The organism is Myroides sp. C4067 (genome assembly GCF_038039665.1).
GTDB classification, from domain to species: Bacteria; Bacteroidota; Bacteroidia; order Flavobacteriales; family Flavobacteriaceae; genus Flavobacterium; species Flavobacterium odoratimimum.
Genome location: NZ_JBBPHJ010000005.1, coordinates 11,938 through 35,335 on the forward strand (window position 1 = coordinate 11,938; position 23,398 = coordinate 35,335).

Below are 23,398 nucleotides of genomic sequence, written 5' to 3' on the forward strand. Positions count from 1 at the left end.
ATATTGTTATTATTTGACTCCGTGCATTAATTTCTTCAACACTGGGTTAAGAGCAATAACTAACAACCCTGCCACAATAGGCACTATAGTGAAGATTAAGAAGAATACTGATAATGAGTATTGCTCTGTAATAGTTTCTATTTGCCCACCTAATGTGGCAGCTAAATTGTTTCCAATTGCGATTGCAAGATACCACATTCCGAACATTAGTGCAATCATTCTTGCAGGAACTAATTTAGAAACATACGATAATCCTACAGGTGATGAGAATAATTCTCCTAATGTATGGAAGAAGTAAGCAAAAACTAACCACATCATAGATACTCTCGTACCTTCTGTAATACCATGTGAACCGTATGCTAATACTCCGAATCCGATAGCCATAATAATTAATCCTAGTCCATACTTAATAGATGCAGGAGGGTTAAATCTAGAATCCCATAACTTAGATACTAGAGACGCTAATGCAATAATAAAGAATGAATTAAGAATAGAGAACCACGAAGCTGTTATCTCTACTTGATTATCTTTTATTTCTGTTATCTCTGCTTGTACTATTTCAGTTTCTTTATTTGCTTCAGTAAACTGTTTAGTTAGATGTTCTTTTTGTTTACTATCAAGGATATTAAAGTTACCTAACTCTTGAAAGATTTCTACTTTATCCCCTTTAGTTAATGTTGCTAACTGTGATACTACAGCAGTATGTTTGACCACATTATCTCCTTCTTTAGGTTGGTTAGCAGCATGTATTGCTTTATAGTCATAGATAGGCTCATTGTGCTTGTCTAGAATAGGCTTACCTTCTCTGTCTACTTTTTGAACTTGGATTGCATCATAAGTAACTTCGTATGCATGTAATGACCAGTCTCTGTTAAGCATCCAGATAGCTGATGCCCACACTCCCACAAAAGTAATCGCTAATATAATGTTAGATAGTAACGCTTTTTTAATTGTCTGTTTTGCTAATAAAATAAGTACCCAAGAGATAATTAGTAAGGGCACTATCGTCAGTAATGAGTTGAAGATATTAAATAGCAATGCCTTGTCTCCAGATAGAATTCTCTGTGTATTGTCACGTGCGAAGATGATTAGCGATGTAGCTCCTTGTTCAAACGACATCCAGAAGAATATCGTAAAGAAAGCAAAGATGATAACCGCTATCATACGATCTCTAACTACTTTAGCATATCTCATTATACGTGATATAATTAACCACATCAATATTAATAGTCCTGTGACAACAACTACTGCCTGACCATCCATACCGAATATTTCGGCAGGGAATAATCTAATCTTACCTACGATATAGAATACATCACTAAATGCATATAAGAATCCAATGATAGTAGTAATAGCTATAAGTATATAGTCTAATGTAGTAAATGGATTGCGTTTCAGTTCATCCTGTTGAGCAGGTGTTAAGTCTTTCGTATCTACAGGTGTGTCTTCTTTTATTTCTGTAGATGTATTAGGAACATCACCTATAGCTCCGAAGATAGGTTTAGCAAACCAAAATTGTAGTGTACCTAGTAACATGAAGATACCAGCTAAACCAAATCCATAGTGCCATCCGATACGCTCTCCGATATATCCACATAGCATCATACCAAAGAATGCTCCAGCATTAACTCCCATGTAAAATATAGTATAAGCTCCATCTTTTTTCTCAGGGAATGATTTGTACATCTCTGATAGGATAGAAGTCATATTTGGTTTAAAGAATCCTGTACCTACTACTAATAGTACTAATCCTAGATACATAAAGAACTCTGTCTCAAAAGTCATAGAGGCATGCCCTAGGGTCATAATTAGTGAACCAATTACTACAGCCCATCTATAACCTAGATATTTATCTGCTAGGATACCTCCGAAGATAGGAGTGATGTATAATAACATGGCATAAGTAGCGAATATCGCTCCTGCATCTACTACACTCATTTCCCATCCAGGGTTGAGGCCTATGACAGACATGGTTAAGAATTGAATCAATAATACGCGCATTCCGTAGAATGAGAATCGCTCCCACATCTCTGTAAAGAAGAGAACGAATAATCCTGAAGGATGTCCCAGAACTTTACTGTCGAAGAAGTTCGGCCGGTCAGTAGTAGAGTTTTCCATAATGTAATTTTAAAAGTCTAGTTTGTGGTTAGTTATAAGATTGTGTTTAAGACATAATCTCATGTCATAAAGGCTAAAAATAGTAAAATAAACTTAAGATTAATTGTTTTACTAAAAAATATAAATAGTTTTTAGTGAGAGATTAGTATTTATAGTTCGTTTTTATTCACTATTCTTAATTCTACTGGTTCATATTGCGATATGATAGAATAAAGTATAATCAGATTAAGTGTTTTTATATAAAATAGTAATTGTTGTAAAATAAAGTAATTTGCGGTTATGCTAAATTTAGCATACTAATCTGTAATGAAGAGTTGATCCTAACTTCGTCAGCATATAACTATATTGAGATCATGATGATATACTTCTATATAGATTATTCGGGTAGAGATAGAGTATCATTCGGTAAAGTACCTTTTATCCCTTGTAGTTATTAGTTATTACCGAATGATTTCCGAAGTTACTTCATTTTGTTTAATGATAGTGGTTGAATATGAGGTTGTTAATGTTCAATTAAACGTTCAGAATAAGGCAATAAGGGATTATGGAGTCATTAACTCCAAATGAGGGCATTAGTAGACGATTTGTTGTTAGTTGTGTTTATAGAAGTTGATATGGAGCCTCTTTAGCACACGCTAGTATAGAGAACTAGATAATGTATAAACATAAAAAAACGCCTTAGATTACTAAGGCGTTTATATGAGTATTTATTGATTTGCTTTTTTCTGTTCTAGAGGTCTGATGACTAGTCTGTCGTAGATGACTAGTGTGACCACAGAGAACATCCCGATACCGAATACCACATACCATATCTTGTTTGGATTATAAGTGCTCCATAGCATATCTACCATCTCCCAGTGAGACATGCTTAACTTCTGTTCTGCTAAAGCGAAGTACTCATTCTTAGAGAATGGGAAGTGTACTTGGCTAATGTCAATACCTTTATTGATAGCGTATTCTTTAAAAGAGGTAGCCACTTGTGACCAATCTACACTGTCCGCTTTAAGGTTAAACTGCTTTTCGAAGGCAGATAGAGACATATTTAGAGTCTTTGAACCTTGTTCCATGAACTGTTCATGCGTTACTACTTCTGGCATTTCGATGCTTCTAGAAGCCATCTCTGTTTTTAGTAGAGATAATTTGTCTGACCATGCTTGATATAAATCACCTGATATAAATTTTGTCACATAGTAACTAGCTGCCACAGGTAAGAAGTATGTCCCTTGGTAAAGTCCATCCTTACCTTTAGGTGTAATCAATGCGATAAATGAAGATACAGTAGGGCTAGACATCATCTCTCCGATAGAGAAGATCATTGTACCTAATATGGTAAACAATGGGTTGTGTGTGTAGAATGTAAGTCCTACCCCTATACTCGCGATTATTGCACCTCTGATTACCGCATTGATATGGCGCATTTTTATCACAAAGTATGAGACACTAACTTGACAGATAATAATCATCAATGAATCTATATTAGTAAACCATTCTGGTTTTACTTGACCATCTTGAGTAAGTAATGTTCCTAAGAATGGTATATTTTCATTAATCCAAGTACTTAATGTAGCAGAGTTAACCCAGTCTTCAATAAAGTTAGGCAGTGTGTTGAACAGTTGGTTGAACATCGTCCAGAACCCAATCATTAATAATAATAGTATTCCTAGACGTACATCTTTTAGTGCTTCGAAGATTCCTAATACAGAATCTTTGATCGCTTTACCAATAGAGTCTTTAGGTTTCTCTACTTTTGATTCTTTGTAGAAAAATATTACTACAAATAAGTTTATTGCTATAACGATAGCTGCTTGTATAAATATAATCTTCCAACCAAATGTAGTACGTAAGCCTGATGACATTGCTGGTCCGATAAACCCTCCGATGTTAACCATCATGTAGAATATACCGAAGCCAAGTGTTCCAGAATTTTCGTCAGTATTACTAGCAATAATTGCGGATGCTACAGGTTTAAAGAATGCTGCACCTACAGCAACTAATAAAAATGTTGCATAGACATTGGTATAGGTTGTTACTTCTCCTAAAAGATAGTAACCAGCAATCATAATGATAAAGGAAATAATCAATGAGATCTTATACCCTATACGGTCAGCAATAACTCCAAATAATAGAGGTAAAAAGTATAGGATAGCTACAACGCCTCCCATGATACTACCTTTTTGGATATGGTTAAAACCAAGTCCTCCCATGTCAGTAGAGCCTACTAAATATAATCCTAATAAGGTATAGATACCATACCATGCCCACCGTTCCATCAGTTCCATAAAGCTGGCTATCCAGAAGTTTTTATTGAATGATGTTATTGTTTGTCTCAACGTTTTATTGGACTGTGACATGGTGATAGGTGATTTAAAAATTATAGGTGGTAAGTTAAGTTGTATATTCTAAACTGCAATGGATGATAACCAAAAAAATGTTATTCAAATAGAAATATAGATGTAATCTGAGTAATTATGATGATGTATATATGATATAATAAAAGCGCCTTAGTTGTCTAAGGTGCTTTTATTAAGTTTAAAAAGAATAATTTACACTGAGTAGTAGTTGTCTTCCTAATAGCTTATAGGTCGTAGAGGTACTGCTGTAGTCTGTTAAGGCGTAGTTTGCATACGTCTTAGTATTAAAGAGGTTCGTTAACTCTAGACGCGCGTTCCACTTCGACTTATTAGGGATATACGCAATATTAAAGTCTAAAAAGGTGTAATACTTACGACTAGGTGCCACCTTATCGAAAGAATATAACTCACTGATTAGGTTTAAGAAGAGGGTATCTTTCAATTTATATTTAGCAGTCAGTTTAGTCTCTGTATCTATAAAACGCTCAGTGCTAATGATGTTCATATACGTAGTAAACCAATTCGTACTTACGGCATAGTTAAACCTTGATCTAAGGTTAGACTTCAGCTCTATTCCATAGGTAAGTGATGTGCTTCTGACCCGTCTCGTCTCAGAATCATTTAGCGTATTATAGAAGTCAGCTTGATTAGCATTTAGATTCAACTTTAGGTTGTGTTTTAGCTTTTGGAAATAATATTCTGTAGAGGCTAGTATGAAGTAGCTCTCGTTGTTCTTTATAGTAGATATATTGCTCTTTGTATGGTTAGGATAGATATAGTTATTCTGTGTATAAAAGTCGTTGTACTTATTATACGATATCGTCACCGTAGAGAATGACCTATCGTGGTAGTTGCCTAATGTATAAGTCAGACCTACTGCATTATTTGTGAAAGGATCAAGGTTCGTAGTTCCTCTTAAGAAGCTTCTATACGATGTCTGTATATACCCATCATAGGTTTTGGCAGCATTGATATTGGTATAACCATATTTATAATAGATGTCTATTTTGTTCTTGTCATTAATTCTTTTCTCGATAGAGAAGTGTGGGCTTATGACTAACTTTTGAAGGCTGTTATCCGTAGTTATTGACTTTAACTTATTGTCAAATAAGGAAGCCGAGATACTTGTCCCCATACTCCACGTACCCCATGTCATCTTCGTCAATGCTTTTGCATAGAGTTCGTTTACTTTTAAGGTTGAGTTATTCTTGTTAGTATAGGTGTCATCATCTGCTAAGTTGTTTAGACTGTAGAGATGTGTGTTCGTATTCGTATTCCCTAGCGTGATGTGAAGTAGGTGGTTACCTTTCATCATTCCTTTATAGCTGGCCTGTACAGTGTGATAGTTCATTTTATTCTGAACGAGTTGACTGAATGGCATTGTCGCATCCTGTATATAGATATTAGGCGTATTGATATAATCTTGAGTGTTCTGCTCATAGATATTCTTATAGCTAAGCACTAAAGCTTCTCTATCAGATAGTTTAGTGGTGTACTCTAAGTTCTGTTCTACTCTTTTGTTCTCATTGTCTAGAGCTTGATTATTCGGAATATCGTTGTAGCGTACATCGCTATTAATCTTTGTGTTTGAGATATTGCCTTTTAGATCATATTTCAGTGTAGAGGTTTTATTGATATCGTAGACCATATCTCCTTTTAGAAACGAGAAGTTACTTCTATTCCTATTGCTCATCATTTCTATATTGTGATAGGAATGATCTGGAGTATATAAGGTCTGATTCATAGACCTTTTGCCTAGTAGAGTCTCTTTATTAAACAGTCCTGATACCTTCACTTCTACTTTAGGAGATAGAGTTACAGCCGTGTTGATAGAAGCAAACTGGTTATTGTTATCCTTATATCGATGGTTTCTGAGGCTTAGCGAGATATTGTCAATATTGATAGGATTAGATAAGGCAGTAGGAGTTGCTATTTCCCCTTTATTGCTATTTAGAAACGAGTTAAGGTCGCCCGTAGCATCATAGCTAATATTGTTAGACTGTAAGATAGAGTAGAACTTCGTCTTTTTGCCAAAGTTCATGATGTTTGATCTTGCACTATGTACCTCTTTATCACGTATACCAGCTCCCACCTCTACATTGCCAAACCATACACGCTTAGCCTCTTCACTGAGTTTAAGGTTAAGTGCTATTTTCTTAGCAGGGTTTAGATTTGTCAGGTGTTTGTTCTCAGAGTAGTTTTGTAGTAGTTCTACTTCTTCTACCGGATTGACAGGCATATTCTTAGTCAGCACTCTGTATCCTCTATCGAAGAGGTCTGTGCCATCTACCATGACCTTTTCTACTTCTTGATTATTGACACTGATCTTCCCATCAGTACTAATCTCTAGCCCTGGTAGGTTCTTGAGTAGGTCTTCTATGACGCGTTCATCTCCTTTAGAAAACTGTTTGACATTATAGACTACAGTATCCTTCTTCACTGTGATAGGTGAAGTAGCCTTAATGGTGATTTCGTTGAGCACTTCAGCAGAAGAGAGTAGGTACAGAGGTGTGTCTATACCATAGTTGTTCTTAGTAGCATCTAGGGCGATAGTCGTTTTTTCTATTCCTATTTTTTGTATCGTAAGTTGAGAGGCAGTAGGGTGGTTCGCTATGTTTTTAAACTCTACTAGTCCTTCATTGTTAGATGAGGTATACGCTAAGGTTTTATTGTTTTGATCTTGTAGAAATACTGTTGCACGGATTATTTCTACACCTTGACTATCTAGTAGTCGTGTAGTGATATGCTGTGCTTGACTTAGGTAAGTATACAGGAGTATTAATAGGATAATTATATTACTCTTCCCACTCATATTTGCGTTCGAGTTCACTGTTTTTTAAACGTTCAAATTGATTAGGATCTGTCATGACCTCGAGTATCTCTACGCCAGGTATATTGCTAAAGGGATTGCGTTGAGAGCCATAGACCATTCTATCAAGCTCTTTGTAGTATTTCTCTTGAAATGATCGGATAGACTCGTTGGCACGACTAACGTCATATCTAAAAGGTAATATCTTGAATTTGTTGACTTCTATATTCTGTATGCTCCAATGGTATCTGTGTTCATCATCATAGAGCTCAAATACTAAACCAGGTAAGTTATTGAACTTCCAAGGGCCTACTTGTACAGGATAGTTAGTAGAGTACCACGCCGTATAGTTTCTCCCTCTAAAGCTTAATGTAGCCTTGTGAAGGGGTATCTGTTCTGCATTGGTTTTGGTCTCATCGTATAGTTGCCAATCCATTTGAGGAATATCTTCCTTGATAAAGTATCGCGCTTCCCAAGGCTTTATTCTAGAATAGAGCAGGTTCTTCTTAAAGTCAAAGTAGAAGAACTCTTCAAATACTTGTTTATCGTAAATCACTATTTCATTTGGCTCTCTGGGAGGCTCTTTAGTGAATTTGTATTTGCCATTAATGTATAGACTTTTATCTTCTTTTGGGCTTATGTATAGTTTGTCTTCTGCTGAGATGATGTGAGCATCAGAAGTTGTTGTTTTTAGATAAGTGATGCTGTAATTGGTATCTTGGGCATATCCAATAACACATAAGAATAGAATAATAAATAAGTAATAGGTTGATTTATACATATCTAAGTTTTAGTTCTTGTTAGAACGTGGTGTATAGATCAGATATTGTAAGTGTTGTTAATTAAATCTTAAAAACTAAGAAAGGAAAGCTGGTTCGTTTCATTGCTTTTATTTGTTTATTGAAAGTATTGCACAAAAAAAAGCGCCTTAGTTGCCTAAGACGCTTTTGTATATTAGAATAGATAGTGAACTATCTAACTTCTTGCATAAGTTTTTTCATAAGTGGAGAAAGTGCGATTAACACTACCCCTGCGATTACTGCATATAATCCTAAATCTTTATACCCATCAGTATACGCTAATAGAGCATCATAGTTAGGATGGTTACCAGTAGCTACTTCAGAACGACTCTTAGACATAGCAGCTCCTAAGATACCTGCTACATACTGTCCGTAAGCACTAGCTAAGAACCACATACCCATCATCATCCCTTGTAGATTAGCTGTAGAAAGTTTAGTCATGATCGATAGACCGATCGGTGATAAACACAGCTCCCCTAAAGTAATGATCAATAAGGCAAAAGTAAAGAAGTCTAATGATGTCATACCTGCTGCGTCAGCGAATAGACGTGTAGCAAATAATGCATAGTATCCAGCTCCTAATAGGATAAATCCTAAACCGAACTTCATTACTGTATTTGGCTCTATTTTCTTCTTAGCCATCCAGATCCATAATAGACCTAAGATAGGTGCGATGAAGATGATGAAGAAAGCTCCTCCTGAGTTATTCACTCCATTAGGATCTAAGTGCATACCTAGTAAGTCAGAGTTTAAGTTCTTCGCTGCGAAGATGCTTAATGATCCTCCTGCTTGCTCATAGATACCGAAGAATAGAATAGAGAAGAAGATAAATACTAGGGCAGCGATAATCTTTTTACGCTCCGCACTAGTCAGCTTCGTCATTTCATAGAATAAGTAGATTAATGCTAATGGTCCTACTGTGTACATAAAGTATGCAGTATAGTCTGTGTTATCAATCATGAATACGATAACAGGTACCATCGCAAACGTAAGGATGTATGTCCCTACTTCTTTCCATAAAGGCATTTTAGTCTCACTACCATCTTTAGCTACTTGCATAGGCTGTAGTCCGATAGGTCCTAAATGACGTTTTGTAAAGATGAAGTTGATTAAACTCACTAACATCACGAAAGCAGCTAAACCAAAAGCTACACTCCAACGGTTCTCTACAGCGATAGAGTCTTGGAATAAGTGTCCTTTACCGATAGCGATACATAAGTATCCTCCGATAAGTGCTCCTAAGTTAATCCCTGCATAGAATAATGAGAAACCAGCATCAGTACGTTCGTCCCCTTTTTTGTATAAATATCCTACCATAGTAGAGATATTCGGTTTAAAGAAACCTGTACCAATAACAGTAAATGCAATACCTACGAAAAAGTAAGCGTGTGGATCTATAGCTAGAATAATACTACCTAAGATCATCATCGAGCCTCCCCAGAAAAGAGATTTACGGAAACCTAAGATTTTATCAGCGAAAATACCTCCTAAGAATGTGAATGCGTACACGAATGCTTGTGTAGCTCCATACTGTAAGTTAGCTTGTGCTTCTTCAAAGTGTAGTTGGTCGATCATAAAGAAAACCAACATTCCTCTCATTCCATAGAAGCTAAAACGCTCCCACATCTCTGAGAAGAATAAGCTCCAGATTTGCTTAGGGTATTTACCTGAGAAATTCTGAATCTCTTCTAATGTCTGTTGTTGACTCATTTTTTTTAGTTATTTATTATTGTGCAATGCACGGTGTTCTTATCGAACACCGTGCATTAGTTTTTTCAATAATGGGTTCACTAGCATTACCATGATTGCTGCTGCAAAAGGTATTAATGTGAATAGGAAGAAGAAGTGACTAAGTGAGTACTCTTCTTTAATATTTTCGATTTGTCCCCCTAAGATGGCTGCAAATTTCTGAGCAATAGCTAAGGCTAAATACCACATACCGAACATGAATGCAAGCATCTTGCCAGGTACTAGTTTAGAAACATAAGACAGTCCTACAGGTGAGATAAATAATTCCCCTAAGGTATGGAATAAGTACGTTAATATTAGGAATATAATCGACATTTTTACTCCGTCAGTAGCTCCCATAGATCCTAAACCTAAGATTAAGAACCCGATAGCTACGAAGATTAATCCGATACCGTACTTAAATGCAGCCGATGGATTATACTTAGAATCCCACAGTTTAGACACTGTAGATGCTAACGAAATAATGAAGAATGAGTTCAAGATAGAGAACCAAGATACAGTGATCTCAGATACTTCTTTATTAAACTCTGCGTTCAACATATAGATAGCCATAGCCCAGATACCAGCAAAACAAATGAATAAAATAATATTAGACATCGCGATTTTTGACCAAGTAGCTTTTGCTAATAATATAAGTACCCATGAGATGATTAACAATGGAATCACTGTAAGACATGTATTGATAATGTTGAAAGCTAGTAATGCAGTTCCTTCTAACGATCTATCTACATAATCTCTCGCTACAAGTACTAATGATGTAGCCCCTTGTTCGAAACTCATGAAGAAGAACATTAAGAAGAACGCTAATAAGATTACAGCGAACATTCTGTCTCTAATCACTTTTCCATAACGCAAGATACGTGAGATCACTAAGTATAAGAACGTGATAAGGGCTAGGATAGCCATGATATTCTGTCCTCTTAATGCTTCTGTGTCTAAGAATGCAAATAGATCTAGTACTCCGTTTTTAGATAATGGATCATTGAAAGCATATAATAAACCGATTACAGATACGATAGCGATTAAGATATAATCTACTAATGTATAAGGGTTTTTAGTGTCTTGATCTTCTTTGATTTGTTCTGGTGTTTTCTCTACTGTAGTGTCTACTTTTTTAAGCTCACCTAAGTCTCCCATTAATGGTTTAGCTAACCAGAATTGGATTGTACCTAATAGCATGAAGATACCTGCTAATCCGAATCCGTAGTGCCATCCTTTAGTCTCTGCTAAGTATCCACATAGCATCATTCCGAAGAAAGCACCTGAGTTTACCCCCATATAGAAGATGGTATACGCAGCATCTTTTTTGTCTGGTAATGATTTGTACATTTCTCCTAAGATAGAAGGCATATTTGGTTTAAAGAAACCTGTACCGATCACAAGACATGCAAGTCCTACGAAGAACCATAGTTTAGAAATTCCTTCTGCAGCCATCGATGCGTGACCTAAAGTCATGATGATAGCTCCGATAATTACAGCCCATCTAGAACCGATATATTTATCTGCAATAACTCCACCCAAGATAGGTGTTAAGTATAATAGCATGGCATAAGTACCGTATAGTGCACCTGCTTGTTCTGCTGACCATCCCCACCCTGAGAATGCATCGCCAAAGATAACTTTAGCTGTTAAGAATTGAATTAATAATACTCTCATTCCGTAGAAAGAGAATCGCTCCCACATCTCTGTAAAGAAAAGAACGAATAACCCTGCTGGGTGCCCAAGCACATTAGATTTAAACAGGTTTGAGTTTGTAGCTGTTTCTGCTGACATTTAAGTAAATATTAGTTTGTTTTAGTTCGTACTTATTGGTGATATAGTACTTTGGTTGGTTTTAGGTGTAAGGTTATTTTGGCTTATAAATTGTTTAAGATGAAATTAGTCATCTTTGTATATAATTGTAATCTTGTATTTCCTCCTGAGATACCGTGATTCTTATCTGGATAGATTAGCCAGTCGAAGTCTTTGTTCTCTTGTACTAGCGCTTCTATCATAGCCATAGCATTCTGTACGTGTACGTTGTCGTCAGCAGTACCGTGTACTAGTAGGTAACGACCTTTTAGTTTAGAAGCATGTGTGATAGGTGAGTTATCATCATATCCAGCTTGGTTCTCCTGTGGAGTAGTCATATAGCGCTCAGTATAGATACTGTCATAGTATCTCCAGTTAATCACTGGTGCCACAGCGATAGCTAGTTTGAATACGTCGTTTCCTTGTAGGATAGCATTAGAAGACATAAACCCTCCGTAGCTCCATCCCCAGATACCTATTCTGCTAGCATCTACATAAGATTGTTGACCTAGGTATTTAGCAGCGATGATTTGGTCATCTACTTCATATCTACCCAATTGGTTTTGTGTCATTTTTTTAAACTCAGCTCCTCTGAATCCTGTTCCTCTACCATCTACAGTCACTACGATATACCCTTTCTGAGTAAGCATAGCATGCCAGTAGTCGTTAGAGTCTAACCATTTATCAGCTACTTGTTGTGATCCTGGCCCACTGTACTGATACATAAACACAGGATATTTCTTAGCAGGATCAAAGTCTTTAGGTTTCATCACCCAAGCGTTAAGCTGTAATCCGTTAACTGTAGGAATCTGTATGAATTCTTTAGTAGGTAAGTTATAGTCTACTAATTTGCTCTCTAATTCTTTATTGTTTAGAATTTCTTTTACCACCTTACCTGTTTTAGATTGTTGTAAAGTGTAAGTAGGAGCTACTGTACTAGAAGAGTACACATTGATAAACTGTTCAAAGTTAGGGCTGAATATCGCTCTATTCGTTCCTAATTTCTCAGATAGTTTCTTTTTATTTTTTCCATTAAGGTCTATAGAATACACTCCTCTATAGATAGAACCTTCTTCTACAGACTGGAAGTAAAGTTTCTTAGATTTAGTATCTATACCGTAGTAATCCGTTACTTCCCAATTCCCTTTTGTGATTTGGTTTACTAATTTACCTTCTTTGTTATAGTAGTATAGGTGGTTATGACCATCTCTCTCACTTAGCCATACGAAATCGTTGTTGTCTAAGAAGCTAAGCGTAGCTACATCTACATAAGCCTTATCAGTCTCATTTAGAATCAGTTTTTTGCTTAGTGTATTTCCATCGATGAAGAATACTTTTAAGTCATTCTGATGTCTGTTGATGATTTGAGCACTTAAGTATTGATTGTCATTTGTCCATTTGATTCTAGGGATATAGAAATCGTTGAACTCGCTTAAGTCTACTTTACTTGTCTGGTTAGACTTCACATCGTAGATATGGATAGATACTAGAGAGTTCTTTTCTCCTGCTTTAGGATATTTAAACTTATCTTGAGTAGGATAAAGTCCTGTTCCGTATACATCCATTGAATATTCTGGAACGTCAGTCTCATCAAACTTAATATAAGCTATCTTGTCTCCATTCTTATTCCAATCAAACATGCGTACAATACCAAACTCTTCTTCGTATACCCAATCAGAGATACCATTGATGATATGATTTTTCTTACCATCATTCGTTATCTGTTGTGTCTTTTGAGAAGCGATATCATAGATATATAAGTTGTTCTGATATGCATAAGCTATTTTAGAACCATCATTAGAGAATGTTGGTTCAGATATTTTGTGATCTGCTATTTTAACTAATGAATTTTTAGTTGGGTTGAACAAATAAAAATCAGTTAAAGCAGAACGACGGTAAATAGGAGTGGTGTTCGTTCCTATTAATAATTGTTCTTCTTTATGATCGAAGATATAAGTATCTATCGATTTAATATCTTTAAAGGCACTAGTAGAAAAGATTGTTTTCGCTTTTTCTAGTGTTTCGAAGTTATAAAGGTTTATTTCTTGGTGGTCTTTAGCAACGCGCTCAATGCGTGAGTATTGATTCGATTTTTCCATCGAATTAACGGATTGCATTACTTTCGTTCTAAATGTGCCGTTCCAAATTTCTTCTTGTGCAATTTGTTTCTGAGCCAACCCAATTTGGGTAGCTATGATACAAAATAGTAGGGTTAGGTTAAGGTGTTTCATTATCTATTTAATCGAAAAAACTTCCAATTTTAATGAAAAAATATGATTTACACCAATTTATTTTTCGAATAAACCAAAAAAAGTCTAATTCTGTTGAAGCTATTTTGGTAATAAAAATCATAATATCATAAACAAAAAGTACTAATAGCTGTTTTTTTAGTTTTTTTAACCTTGTAAGAATGAGTTATCTTTGTGGCATAAACAAAAATAAAGATGGAAGGTAATATTAATGGATTCTCTAAGTTGAGTAAACAAGACAAAATCAATTGGATAGCACAAACCTATTTTTCTAATTCTGCTGATACAGTAGAATTGATAGAACAATATTGGAATTCAGATGAGGAATTACAGAAGCTTCACGATGAGTTTATAGAGAATACGATTACGAATTTCTATTTGCCTTTTGGTGTAGCTCCTAACTTTAGAATTAACGATAGATGGTACACTATTCCGATGGTGATAGAAGAGAGTTCTGTAGTAGCCGCAGCTTCTAAGGCTGCTAAGTTCTGGTCGGAACGAGGCGGATTTAAGACTACGATACTAGGGACTGAGAAAATAGGACAAGTACACTTTATATACAAAGGAGAAAAGAGTAAACTAGTTCAGTTTATTAAAGATATAGATAGCAAGTTCTATGAAGATACGAACTCTATCACGCAGAATATGCGGAAGCGCGGTGGAGGTATCTCAGCAATCGAGCTAAGAGATAAGACTGCTGATGTGGATAATTATTATCAACTGCATGTGACATTCGAGACAAAAGATAGTATGGGGGCAAACTTCATTAACTCTTGTCTAGAGCAAATCGCTAAAACGCTAAAAGCGGAGGCGATGAACTGTACAGCGTTTACAGAAGAGGAGAAAGCAGTAGATGTAGTGATGAGCATTCTGTCTAACTATGTGCCTAACTGTGTGGTAAGAGCTGAAGTTAGCTGCCCTATCGAAGACCTGAAAGGGAAGGATATTAAAGAACCGCAGTTATTTGCAGAGAAATTTGTACAAGCTGTGCGTATCGCAGAGGTAGAGCCTTTCAGAGCAGTAACACATAATAAGGGAGTGATGAATGGGGTAGATGCTGTGGTACTCGCTACAGGGAATGACTTCAGAGCTATCGAGGCAGGAGTACATGCTTATGCTGCTCGCAGTGGTCAGTATAGCAGTTTATCTCATGCTAGTATAGAGAATGGTATCTTTAAATTCTGGATTGATTTACCACTAGCACTAGGAACTGTAGGGGGATTAACTTCATTACACCCTATGGTAAAGGTAGCTTTAAAGATGCTTCAGAGTCCTTCTGCTACTGAGTTAATGCAAATCATAGCAGTAGCTGGATTAGCACAGAACTTCGCTGCTGTAAAATCATTGACAACGACAGGTATTCAACAAGGACACATGAAGATGCACTTAATGAATATCCTAAACCAGTTCAAGGCAACAGATGCAGAAAGAGTAAAAGTAGTAGCTCATTTCGAAAAGAATGTAGTATCCCATAGTGCAGTAGTAGAACTGCTAGAAAGCCTTCGCAAATAATGGTGAAAGAATATTATAGTAACGGAAAACTGCTTATCTCAGGAGAGTATGTCGTGCTAGAAGGAGCTAAGGCTTTTGCCTTGCCTACTAAGTATGGACAATCACTGAAGGTAAAGGAGAAGGAAGGTGACTGTATTCATTGGACGAGCTATGATGTGGACGGTAGTATCTGGATGAGTGAGGTAGTGCCTCTTCAAGATGTACTAGGTACGCATGAAATCGAACATCAATCAGAGTATTATAAAACGCTAGTAGATGTACTGCGTGCTGCACATAGACAGAATCCTTCTATTCTAGTAGAGGGAACTGGATATGAGGTGGTATCTGAGCTAACTTTTCCTCGTTTATGGGGATTAGGGACTTCTTCTACTTGGATTAATAATGTAGCGCAGTGGTTTAATATTAATCCATATCAACTATTGCAGGAGTCATTTGGGGGTAGTGGATATGATATTGCCTGTGCGCGTCATGATCAAGGAATCTTTTATACCTTAACTGATGTAAACCATCCTGAGGTAGAGCAGGTGTCATTTAACCCATCTTTTAAAGAGCATTTATATTTCGTATATCTAAATCAGAAGAAGAGCAGTAAAGAGGCTATTGCTAACTTTAAAGCGAAACGTCATGGTATTCAGCATCAGGTGGAGCGTATATCAGAGATTAGTAAGGCGATGTCTGTTAGCACTACATTAGAAGAGTTTAGTCAACTAATGGATGAGCATGAGCAGATTATGAGTGAGGTGTTAGGAGTCGCTACTGTGAAGCGAAGTTTATTTGCAGACTTCGACGGATCAATCAAAAGTCTAGGAGGCTGGGGAGGAGATTTTGTGATGGTCGCTTCTAAAAATGATCCTTTGGAGTATTTTAGTTCTAAAGGATATGAAGTAATAGTAAACTTTGAGAATATGATTCTTTTTTAGAAGTTTAACTACTATTTTTGATTTTAATGCTTTATATTTATCCTTTCATAATATAGTATTTTTAAAACAAAATCTATTGGATTCATTAGTGATGCTTAGGTTGATATCGCAAAGAGACTATCATTAATTAAAGAAGAAGCATAAGTGCTATGTTTTGAGTACTGATTTAATTAAATAGAGATATTGACTATAAGGCTTTACTAATGCTTAATGTAGGTTTTAAGTAAAGAAAGTCTGAATCTTTATGAGCAAGTTGGAGAGAATGACAATCTGGAGAGGTTATCTGTTGTAGGATAGCCTCTTTTTTTATTGTATAGTGTCCCATTTTATGCGACCATAAGTGTTTATTAGTAGGCATAAGTAGGCAATATCGTCATGAGTAGAAAGTATTATTATAGTCTTTCGTATTTTTGACACCGTATAAGAATGGTAAGAGACAGTATCGCTTAGCACAATAAAAAGAATACCATGAGAAGAATCATATTAGACATCGATGAATATTTAGCGGGACATAAGGGAAGTTTGGTGGAAGGGATTGTGACCTTGTTGAGTTTTGCTGAGAATAAGCGTCTTGTTTCTTCAAGTAATTTTGATGAATATGGAGTGCTGAAGCGTGAAGTAGTTCTATATGAAGATGATCTAACAGCAGAAGGGAAGATAGTATTCATTGATCTCTTAAAAGATTGGTTATCGTATATGGAAGGAAATGAGAAGAAAGTAAGTGATGGTAAGTACTTGACTCAACTTTATAAGCGTCAGAAAGAAATTATAGAAAAAATAGAAAAGTTCACGCAGTGGTCATGGGCATTAGCGGTGTCAGAACATTGGTCTGTAGGTATTAATAATCCAATAGGAGATGGATATCTAGAAGATACATTATTATTTACGGCTGAGAATATAAAGGATGGTAGAGGTATATATGTGATGTATAGTAATGATAAGGTGGGGTATGAAGTAGAATACATGGAGTATAATCGTGTGCTAGGTGGTTGGGATTATGAAGGTGAGTTTAGGAAGTATGAAGTCCTCTGTCAGAATCATGATTTGGGAAGTGTGAAAGAGGTTGTACAAAAGGTATTGAATCAGACAGATCAGGATTTGCTACAGTTTGTTCAGTATGGGTATTGGTATGTTGTCGTTCATAAGCTGATAAGAGGAAAGAAGAGTTATCAATCCAATGAGCTACTGTACTTCGCTAGTAATGACAAATTGTTTATAGAGGTGATCTGGATAGATAATCAGTTTAAAATATCATTGGTTAAGGTTAAACATCCTGTTTCTAAAGGAGCAATCTTTGTTCACTTAAATAATATAGTAGAGCATCATACTATTTATGTAGATACAGAAGTAGAACTAATGCGAAAATTAGAAAGGGTATTGTGTATGCCTTATGAGTTTATACCTCATTAATAATAATAAATATGAATGCATATTATAGTTATGACCATTTAGAACTCGAGGGAGTGGAAGGCTGTACCAGTTATTATGAGGTGTCTGAAGAAGGCTATTATCTGCGCAGTGTGACTAATCATAATGGCTGTTGGACGAATAGTTATATTGAGATAAGAGATCAAGAGTTCTTTTTGCCCGAAACGTTGTTAGAAGACGAGGATAAAGAGTTTCTAAATGAAATAAGTCATGAGGAGTTTCTCGATCAATGGTCACAGAGTAAAATGCTTTATGAAGAGCATTGGGCTGTATTTAAAAAGGAGCTAGGTGATCAGGTAGAAGGAGAGATAGTCTGTTTTTACCCACAAGGTGTCATGGTGGATATAGGAAGTGCTTTTTATGGATTAGCAGATTATCATCAGTGCCTGTCTGTATTGTCTAGAGAGAAGATGTACCCTGGTACAGTAGCTCGCTTTAAGGTTGAAGGAGTGGATGAAGAGAACTTTCTCGTAAATCTAACAAGCCTAGTTTAACAATACTTTGTCAATTGTAATTGTTAAAATTAAACTTAAAAGGCTATTTTTGAGCCTTTAATGATGAGAGTATATATTAAATGTTAACCTTGAAAAAGAAAGTAGCGGTACAAATACAGTGTTATCTATGGATAGCACTCTTGATGTTTACTACAGTTGGCTGTTCTGCTAAGAAGGCTTTTTTTGAGGTATCAGGACTTCAGGTAGAACGTTCTTTGAATGCAAATAAAGCATTAGGCGTTAATCAGATTTCTTGTGATGTAGAGACTTCATCTGTAACTGTTTCTTCAAAGCAGTTAAAGCAAAAAGTAAAAGGAATATCGTTGAGTTCGTTGGCTTATACAACGGGAGTAGACTTGGCTTTATTTCACCACAGTAAGGGAGTACAATTAGACTATATTCTTAATATAGCAGGAACCGACCCTCCTAAATATATATTATATCAGCAGTTTAAATTAGCTATAGCGTAAGGATTTATATACTTACCTAAGTATTGTTATTCTCTAGAATGAACGACGGGATAATGATCTATGGGTTTGTATTTTAATGAGTTAAAACAAATTGATTACACTATTTTAATTTAAAATCATGCAAATTTTTAATAAGCAGTCGTATACAACGGCTGGATTTTTTACACTTGGAATTCGCTTAGTAGTTGGATGGACTTATTTCTCTGCTTTTTGGCGTAGGTTAATATTAGAGAACAAATTAATAGAAGAAGAAGCAGGATACATTGGTGCGAAGTTTAATCATTTTTTGCCAAATGCTTTAGGTATAAAACCGCTTATAGAATATCTAGTGAGCAATCCTGATATGCTATGGTGGGCGATGGTTATCTTTACAATAGTAGAGGCTATTGTAGGATTGTTTATTATGTTAGGTCTATTCACTAGGCTGATGTCTGTAGGGGTATTCTTTTTGGCGATGGGAATCTTACTAGGTTCTGGCTGGATAGGGACTACATGTTTAGACGAATGGCAGATAGGAGTGCTAGGTGTAGCAACAGGATTTATGTTATTCTTGACAGGAGGTGGATATGGTTCTCTAGATTATTATTTTGCAAAGAAAGGCAAGGCATTTACGACTAAGAAGTGGTTTGGTTTCTTAGGCTCAGGAGAATTACCTATTAAGAATCTTAAGCCTGTGGTATTCATAGGATCTTTTGCGGTGTTATTATTGACATTATATACGAATCAAGTTTTCCACGGAGGAGTGTTTGGTACTCTACACAATAAGTCTGTTAAGCCTAAGCTAGAGTTGGCAGATGTGACTTGGAGAGAAGGACAGTTGAAGTTTGAAGTATATCGTGTAGAAGGTGCAGATGTATATGGATCATTCCTTATAGGTGTGCAATTAGAAACTAGGGATGGAGAGGTTATTCAGAAGTGGGATGGTGAAGCACTGTCAAAACTGAGTAAAGAACAAATCAGTAATCGCTATGTAGCTAAGATAGCTCCTGGTAAACACAGTTTGATTATTCCTTTAGGTGCAAAGGCTGATCTTACTTTTGAGCCTGGTGTAGCTCATCCTAAACAGAGTGTTGTTCTTCGACTGATAGATATCAGTGGGATTGAGTGGACAGCTGAAGTGAATTAATGAATATAGTGATAAGGTAGCTTCTATTCAGCTTTTGATGGTTTGAGGATATTTGATTGAGATTAATTGTCTTTAAATAGTAATAAGGTTGTGTTTATTTATGTAAATTGCTTAGTAAAAAAATACAATATGAGCCAAATAGATGATGTGTTAAGTTCAGTGTCCCATCGTCCTTGGGCATTGCCTGAAGGACCTTGGAAGTTCTATCAAGAGTGGAATAGAGCTATCTTTTTACATTTTGAAGTGCCTCTAGAGGTACTGAGACCCTTAGTGCCAGAAGACTTAGAACTGGATAGTCTAGATGGGAAGTACTATGTATCTATCGTGCCATTCACGATGGAGAATATTCGTCCACGTCGTTTACCTGCAGTGGGTGTGGTATCTGATTTTGATGAGATTAACGTGCGTACTTATGTTGTGATAGATGGAAAACCAGGAGTTTATTTTATCAATATAGAAGTAGGAAAAAGCCTATCTGCATTTGTATCTCGTACGATATCTGGGTTACCTTATGAAAAGTCAGATATAATTCGTGAGAAAAATGCTTATCTATCTTTAAACGAAAAGAAACGCTTCTTTCTAAAACTTGAATATCAAAAAGGGGAGAAAGTTAAGGATAAGTCTACATTAGATTTGTGGTTGACAGAGCGTTATTGTCTGTATGTATATGTACATGAGGAGCTGTTTCGATATCAGATACACCATAAAGAATGGCCTATTAGAACAATAAAATTTGATACAATGGAGTTTGATTATAGTATAGGCGATCTGCACTTGACAGAAGCTGATGTGATTGCACAACATTATTCTAAAGGTGTCGTGGTGGTATCATGGGATAAAGAAAAAATCAAACTCTAATAATGTATATAATGTCAAGATTACTTTTTTTGTGCTGTAGTTTTTTGTTTATCTCTTCTGTTGTGATGGGACAAAATACAAGAAACTTAGAACGTACCTTACAACCTAAATGGAAGATGCAGATATATGACAAGGAGTCTCCTGTTAAGGCAAAGACGCTATTGTATAACGATATTCCGAAGACCTTCGACTTTAGAGGAACTGTAATGGAATCTATTAGTTGGAAAGATAAAGAAGGAGAGAAAATATTGATTCTAACGACTACGGGGTATTTCCCTTATAGAGACTTGTCTCAGAAAGGGTTTGGTCAGTATTCTTCTGGAACGAAAGGTGAAATCTATATGTATATGTTCACGAATAAAGACGATGATAATGGCTATGTGATGACGATGAAGATGTATGATGTCGTACCCTGCGGTGAAGGAAGCCCTGCACCATATATAGGATATGTACCTATGGGGACAGTTGTTACTGATTTAGATAATGATGGAGTGACTGAAGTAATCGTGTCTTATGTGACGAGCTGTAATGATGGAGAGAAAGGAGAATATGATTTAAAAGTCATGTTGTTTAATGGTGAAGAGAATATTCTAGCCAAAGGAGCATTTATACCTAGCGAGGGCAAAGTAGATAAACCTGTGGTAGAAAAGGCAGATAAGACAAAGAAAGTATTCTCTAAGTCGGTAGAAGAAGGCTGGAAGAAAATAGCTAATAGTTTTAAATAATAAAAAACGCATAGATACCACTATGCGTTTTTTATTATTTATGTTTGTGTTATCATTCGCTATATTAGTAACTATGAAATACAGAATCGAAATACCAGAACCCTGTCATGAAGATTGGGATAAAATGGCTCCTCAAGATAAAGGGAGACACTGTGCTGTATGTGATAAGGTAGTCGTTGACTTCTCTAAAGCAAGTAAGCGAGATATCATCAATTATATTAAGAAAGAGGGAAAAATATGCGGACGTATTCCACGTCAGTATATAGGTACAGACTTAGAAGAAGAGAAAATCAGAAAGTCTTTTGGACTGAATGGTATGGTGGCTACCATGGTAAATTTGTTAGCACTAACAACTATAAGTACAGCTGTAGCTCAAGAGAAACCTAAGGTGGAATCTGTATGTCAAGATACTAAGACAAGTACTCCTTTACCAACGTTAGTTCAGAATGAAACTAAGAATGAGAATACAAGAGTGATTAAAGGAAAGGCTTATGAGGGTGGATTAGAATTACCAGGTGTAAGTATTATAATAAAAGGGACTTATATAGGTACGCAGAGTAATCTAGCAGGAGAATATGAATTAGTTATTCCTGAAAAGTATAATAATAAACGACTAACAATAGTTGCAAGTTTTGTTGGGATGAATGATGTGAAGGTACGAGTAGGTAAAACAAAAGATAATGTTGACTTCCATTTAGAATCGAGTGGTGAAGCTTTGGGAGGTGCAATTGTAATTGGATATTAAATAAAATAAAAATAAATGAAGAGAAGTAAAGGGTTATTAATAGTAGGATTATTAATGATATCTATAGGTACAAGTCTAATAGCAATGCAAAACTTTGGGATAGGGCTATTTCTGCTTATTTCGGCAGTAGTAGTATTGTTGTTTGCCTTAGTGATCGGAGCTAAAGAAAAGAGAGCTTCTAAGAACTAAGTTAGACGACTTTTTAGGGTGATAATTTTATTCTCTCTTCCCCAGTCGTAGGTCTTAGATGTATCTGATACATATTGAAATAACAGAAGTGCTTTGCTATTTAGGAGAGCACTTTTTTCGTTTAAAGAATCTTGAGTTTTGAGAGCTAGTAGTCTTAGGATGTCAGCCAGTGATTCTATATTTTCGATATCCATTCCCTCTATGGTTAATAAGTAAGTCAGAACTTCTTCATCTGTAAGCAGGATAAATTTGTCTAGATCTAGATGTAAGTTCTCCTTAAGAGACGAGGTGAAGTCTTGTACTTGCTGTTCGGTCTCGAAGTCATCGATAGGAAGCGAATTAAAAACGGCTCTAAGTAATTGAGCCGTTTGTTGTATCATTCTAAGGACAAGGTCTCTTTTTTCCATTATTGAAGATTATCGAACAGGACGTAGCGTATTGCTAAATGTCACTTTAAAAGGAGTTTCCTTATTTGCGTTGTTTTTCATCACATAGATGAATTTAAACATTTTAGCATGGTCACTTTCTATCGTCAGTGAGCCTCCTGTATAACTGTCTTTTAATACTATATTTTGCGTGTTGTCTACACGGATAGACTTCGCTATACCAGAGCGTAGATCACTCATGGTCATGGCGTAGTAGTAGGTCTTGCTATTTCCTTTGATAGAGATATTTTCTCCTTTAAAGCCTTTAGTTAAGATGACTACAGAGTAGTTATCAGCAGAAGCATTCATTCCTCTAAGGTAGTTTGCTTTCGTTTTGTCAGTAACGGATCTAAAGTCATCTCTCACCTGAGCATAATCAGGTAGATCCATTACATCATCTTCTTCAGGAAGTCTATCTTCCTCTTTGATTTTTTCGATACGCTCATCTACTGTCAGTTCTTTAGGCGGTTTCGTGGCTACGTGAGAAGCAGATTTACACATAGAGAACAAGACAATTAAAGCTAAGAAAGGTAATTTTTTCATATTCTTAATTTAACAATGATAGTGGTGCGATCGTAAGTAAGTATCTTTGTTGGCGTAAAGATAATTTTTTACACTCAATAAAAAAACTCTAGAAGA

19 protein-coding genes are annotated in these 23,398 nt (G+C 35.9%); 10 read left to right on the forward strand and 9 right to left on the reverse strand.

Features of this window, described 5'->3' with window-relative positions:
• Nucleotides 1-9: 9 nt before the first annotated feature.
• The 7 genes from AABL87_RS04680 to AABL87_RS04710 form a co-directional block, all read right to left on the reverse strand.
• Entirely contained in the window at nt 10-2,118 is a 2,109-nt protein-coding gene (locus tag AABL87_RS04680) for a peptide MFS transporter (RefSeq protein WP_006260525.1), read from the reverse strand.
• 707 nt (nt 2,119-2,825) lie between these two features.
• The gene (locus tag AABL87_RS04685) at nt 2,826-4,469 is read right to left on the reverse strand and encodes an MFS transporter (protein WP_341277024.1); all 1,644 of its coding nucleotides are present in this window, start codon (nt 4,467-4,469) and stop codon (nt 2,826-2,828) included.
• A gap of 178 nt (nt 4,470-4,647) precedes the next feature.
• Entirely contained in the window at nt 4,648-7,299 is a 2,652-nt protein-coding gene (locus AABL87_RS04690) for a hypothetical protein (protein WP_341277025.1), read from the reverse strand.
• Nucleotides 7,265-8,059 (reverse strand): GLPGLI family protein, encoded by a 795-nt coding sequence (locus AABL87_RS04695; RefSeq protein ID WP_341277026.1) that lies wholly within the window; start codon nt 8,057-8,059, stop codon nt 7,265-7,267. The genes AABL87_RS04690 and AABL87_RS04695 overlap by 35 nt, the downstream gene beginning before the upstream one ends.
• A 190-nt stretch (nt 8,060-8,249) precedes the next feature.
• The gene (locus tag AABL87_RS04700; protein ID WP_006257525.1) at nt 8,250-9,788 is read right to left on the reverse strand and encodes a peptide MFS transporter; all 1,539 of its coding nucleotides are present in this window, start codon (nt 9,786-9,788) and stop codon (nt 8,250-8,252) included.
• Nucleotides 9,789-9,827: 39 nt separating this feature from the next.
• Nucleotides 9,828-11,600 carry a peptide MFS transporter gene (locus AABL87_RS04705; RefSeq protein WP_025125717.1) on the reverse strand — a complete coding sequence of 591 codons (1,773 nt, stop codon included), beginning with the start codon at nt 11,598-11,600 and terminating at the stop codon, nt 9,828-9,830.
• 83 nt (nt 11,601-11,683) lie between these two features.
• Nucleotides 11,684-13,849 (reverse strand): S9 family peptidase, encoded by a 2,166-nt coding sequence (locus tag AABL87_RS04710; protein WP_006260530.1) that lies wholly within the window; start codon nt 13,847-13,849, stop codon nt 11,684-11,686.
• A gap of 213 nt (nt 13,850-14,062) precedes the next feature.
• On the opposite strand from AABL87_RS04710, the gene AABL87_RS04715 reads away from it, so the two are divergent.
• The 10 genes from AABL87_RS04715 to AABL87_RS04760 all read left to right on the forward strand — a co-directional run bounded on the left by AABL87_RS04715 (nt 14,063) and on the right by AABL87_RS04760 (nt 22,334).
• The gene (locus AABL87_RS04715) at nt 14,063-15,379 is read left to right on the forward strand and encodes a hydroxymethylglutaryl-CoA reductase, degradative (protein WP_341277027.1); all 1,317 of its coding nucleotides are present in this window, start codon (nt 14,063-14,065) and stop codon (nt 15,377-15,379) included.
• On the forward strand, nt 15,379-16,299 hold the full coding sequence (locus AABL87_RS04720; protein WP_341277028.1) for a GYDIA family GHMP kinase: 921 nt from the start codon (nt 15,379-15,381) through the stop codon (nt 16,297-16,299). Before AABL87_RS04715 ends, AABL87_RS04720 begins: the two co-directional genes overlap by 1 nt.
• 468 nt (nt 16,300-16,767) lie before the next feature.
• The gene (locus AABL87_RS04725; protein ID WP_016650107.1) at nt 16,768-17,709 is read left to right on the forward strand and encodes a hypothetical protein; all 942 of its coding nucleotides are present in this window, start codon (nt 16,768-16,770) and stop codon (nt 17,707-17,709) included.
• Between the two features lie 11 nt (nt 17,710-17,720).
• The gene (locus AABL87_RS04730) at nt 17,721-18,221 is read left to right on the forward strand and encodes a hypothetical protein (protein WP_341277029.1); all 501 of its coding nucleotides are present in this window, start codon (nt 17,721-17,723) and stop codon (nt 18,219-18,221) included.
• A gap of 80 nt (nt 18,222-18,301) precedes the next feature.
• Complete coding sequence (locus AABL87_RS04735) at nt 18,302-18,691, forward strand: hypothetical protein (protein WP_006257518.1); 390 nt, start codon at nt 18,302-18,304, stop codon at nt 18,689-18,691.
• Between the two features lie 118 nt (nt 18,692-18,809).
• Entirely contained in the window at nt 18,810-19,817 is a 1,008-nt protein-coding gene (locus AABL87_RS04740) for a TQO small subunit DoxD (protein WP_006257517.1), read from the forward strand.
• Between the two features lie 129 nt (nt 19,818-19,946).
• Nucleotides 19,947-20,675: a YqjF family protein gene (locus AABL87_RS04745; RefSeq protein ID WP_006257516.1), complete on the forward strand. Its 729-nt coding sequence runs from the start codon at nt 19,947-19,949 to the stop codon at nt 20,673-20,675.
• 11 nt (nt 20,676-20,686) lie between these two features.
• Nucleotides 20,687-21,400: a M949_RS01915 family surface polysaccharide biosynthesis protein gene (locus AABL87_RS04750; protein WP_006257515.1), complete on the forward strand. Its 714-nt coding sequence runs from the start codon at nt 20,687-20,689 to the stop codon at nt 21,398-21,400.
• A gap of 73 nt (nt 21,401-21,473) precedes the next feature.
• A complete protein-coding gene (locus tag AABL87_RS04755) occupies nt 21,474-22,145 on the forward strand; it encodes a carboxypeptidase-like regulatory domain-containing protein (protein ID WP_259637850.1) in 672 nt (223 codons plus the stop codon).
• 15 nt (nt 22,146-22,160) lie between these two features.
• Nucleotides 22,161-22,334, forward strand: a complete 174-nt coding sequence (locus AABL87_RS04760; protein WP_167363341.1) for a hypothetical protein — start codon at nt 22,161-22,163, stop codon at nt 22,332-22,334.
• Here the strand turns inward: AABL87_RS04760 and AABL87_RS04765 are convergent.
• Nucleotides 22,331-22,741 carry a hypothetical protein gene (locus AABL87_RS04765; protein ID WP_006257512.1) on the reverse strand — a complete coding sequence of 137 codons (411 nt, stop codon included), beginning with the start codon at nt 22,739-22,741 and terminating at the stop codon, nt 22,331-22,333. The two genes, AABL87_RS04760 and AABL87_RS04765, sit on opposite strands and share 4 nt — an antisense overlap.
• A 9-nt stretch (nt 22,742-22,750) precedes the next feature.
• Nucleotides 22,751-23,302, reverse strand: coding sequence for a hypothetical protein (locus AABL87_RS04770; protein WP_006257511.1), 552 nt, complete (start codon nt 23,300-23,302; stop codon nt 22,751-22,753).
• Nucleotides 23,303-23,398: the final 96 nt, after the last annotated feature.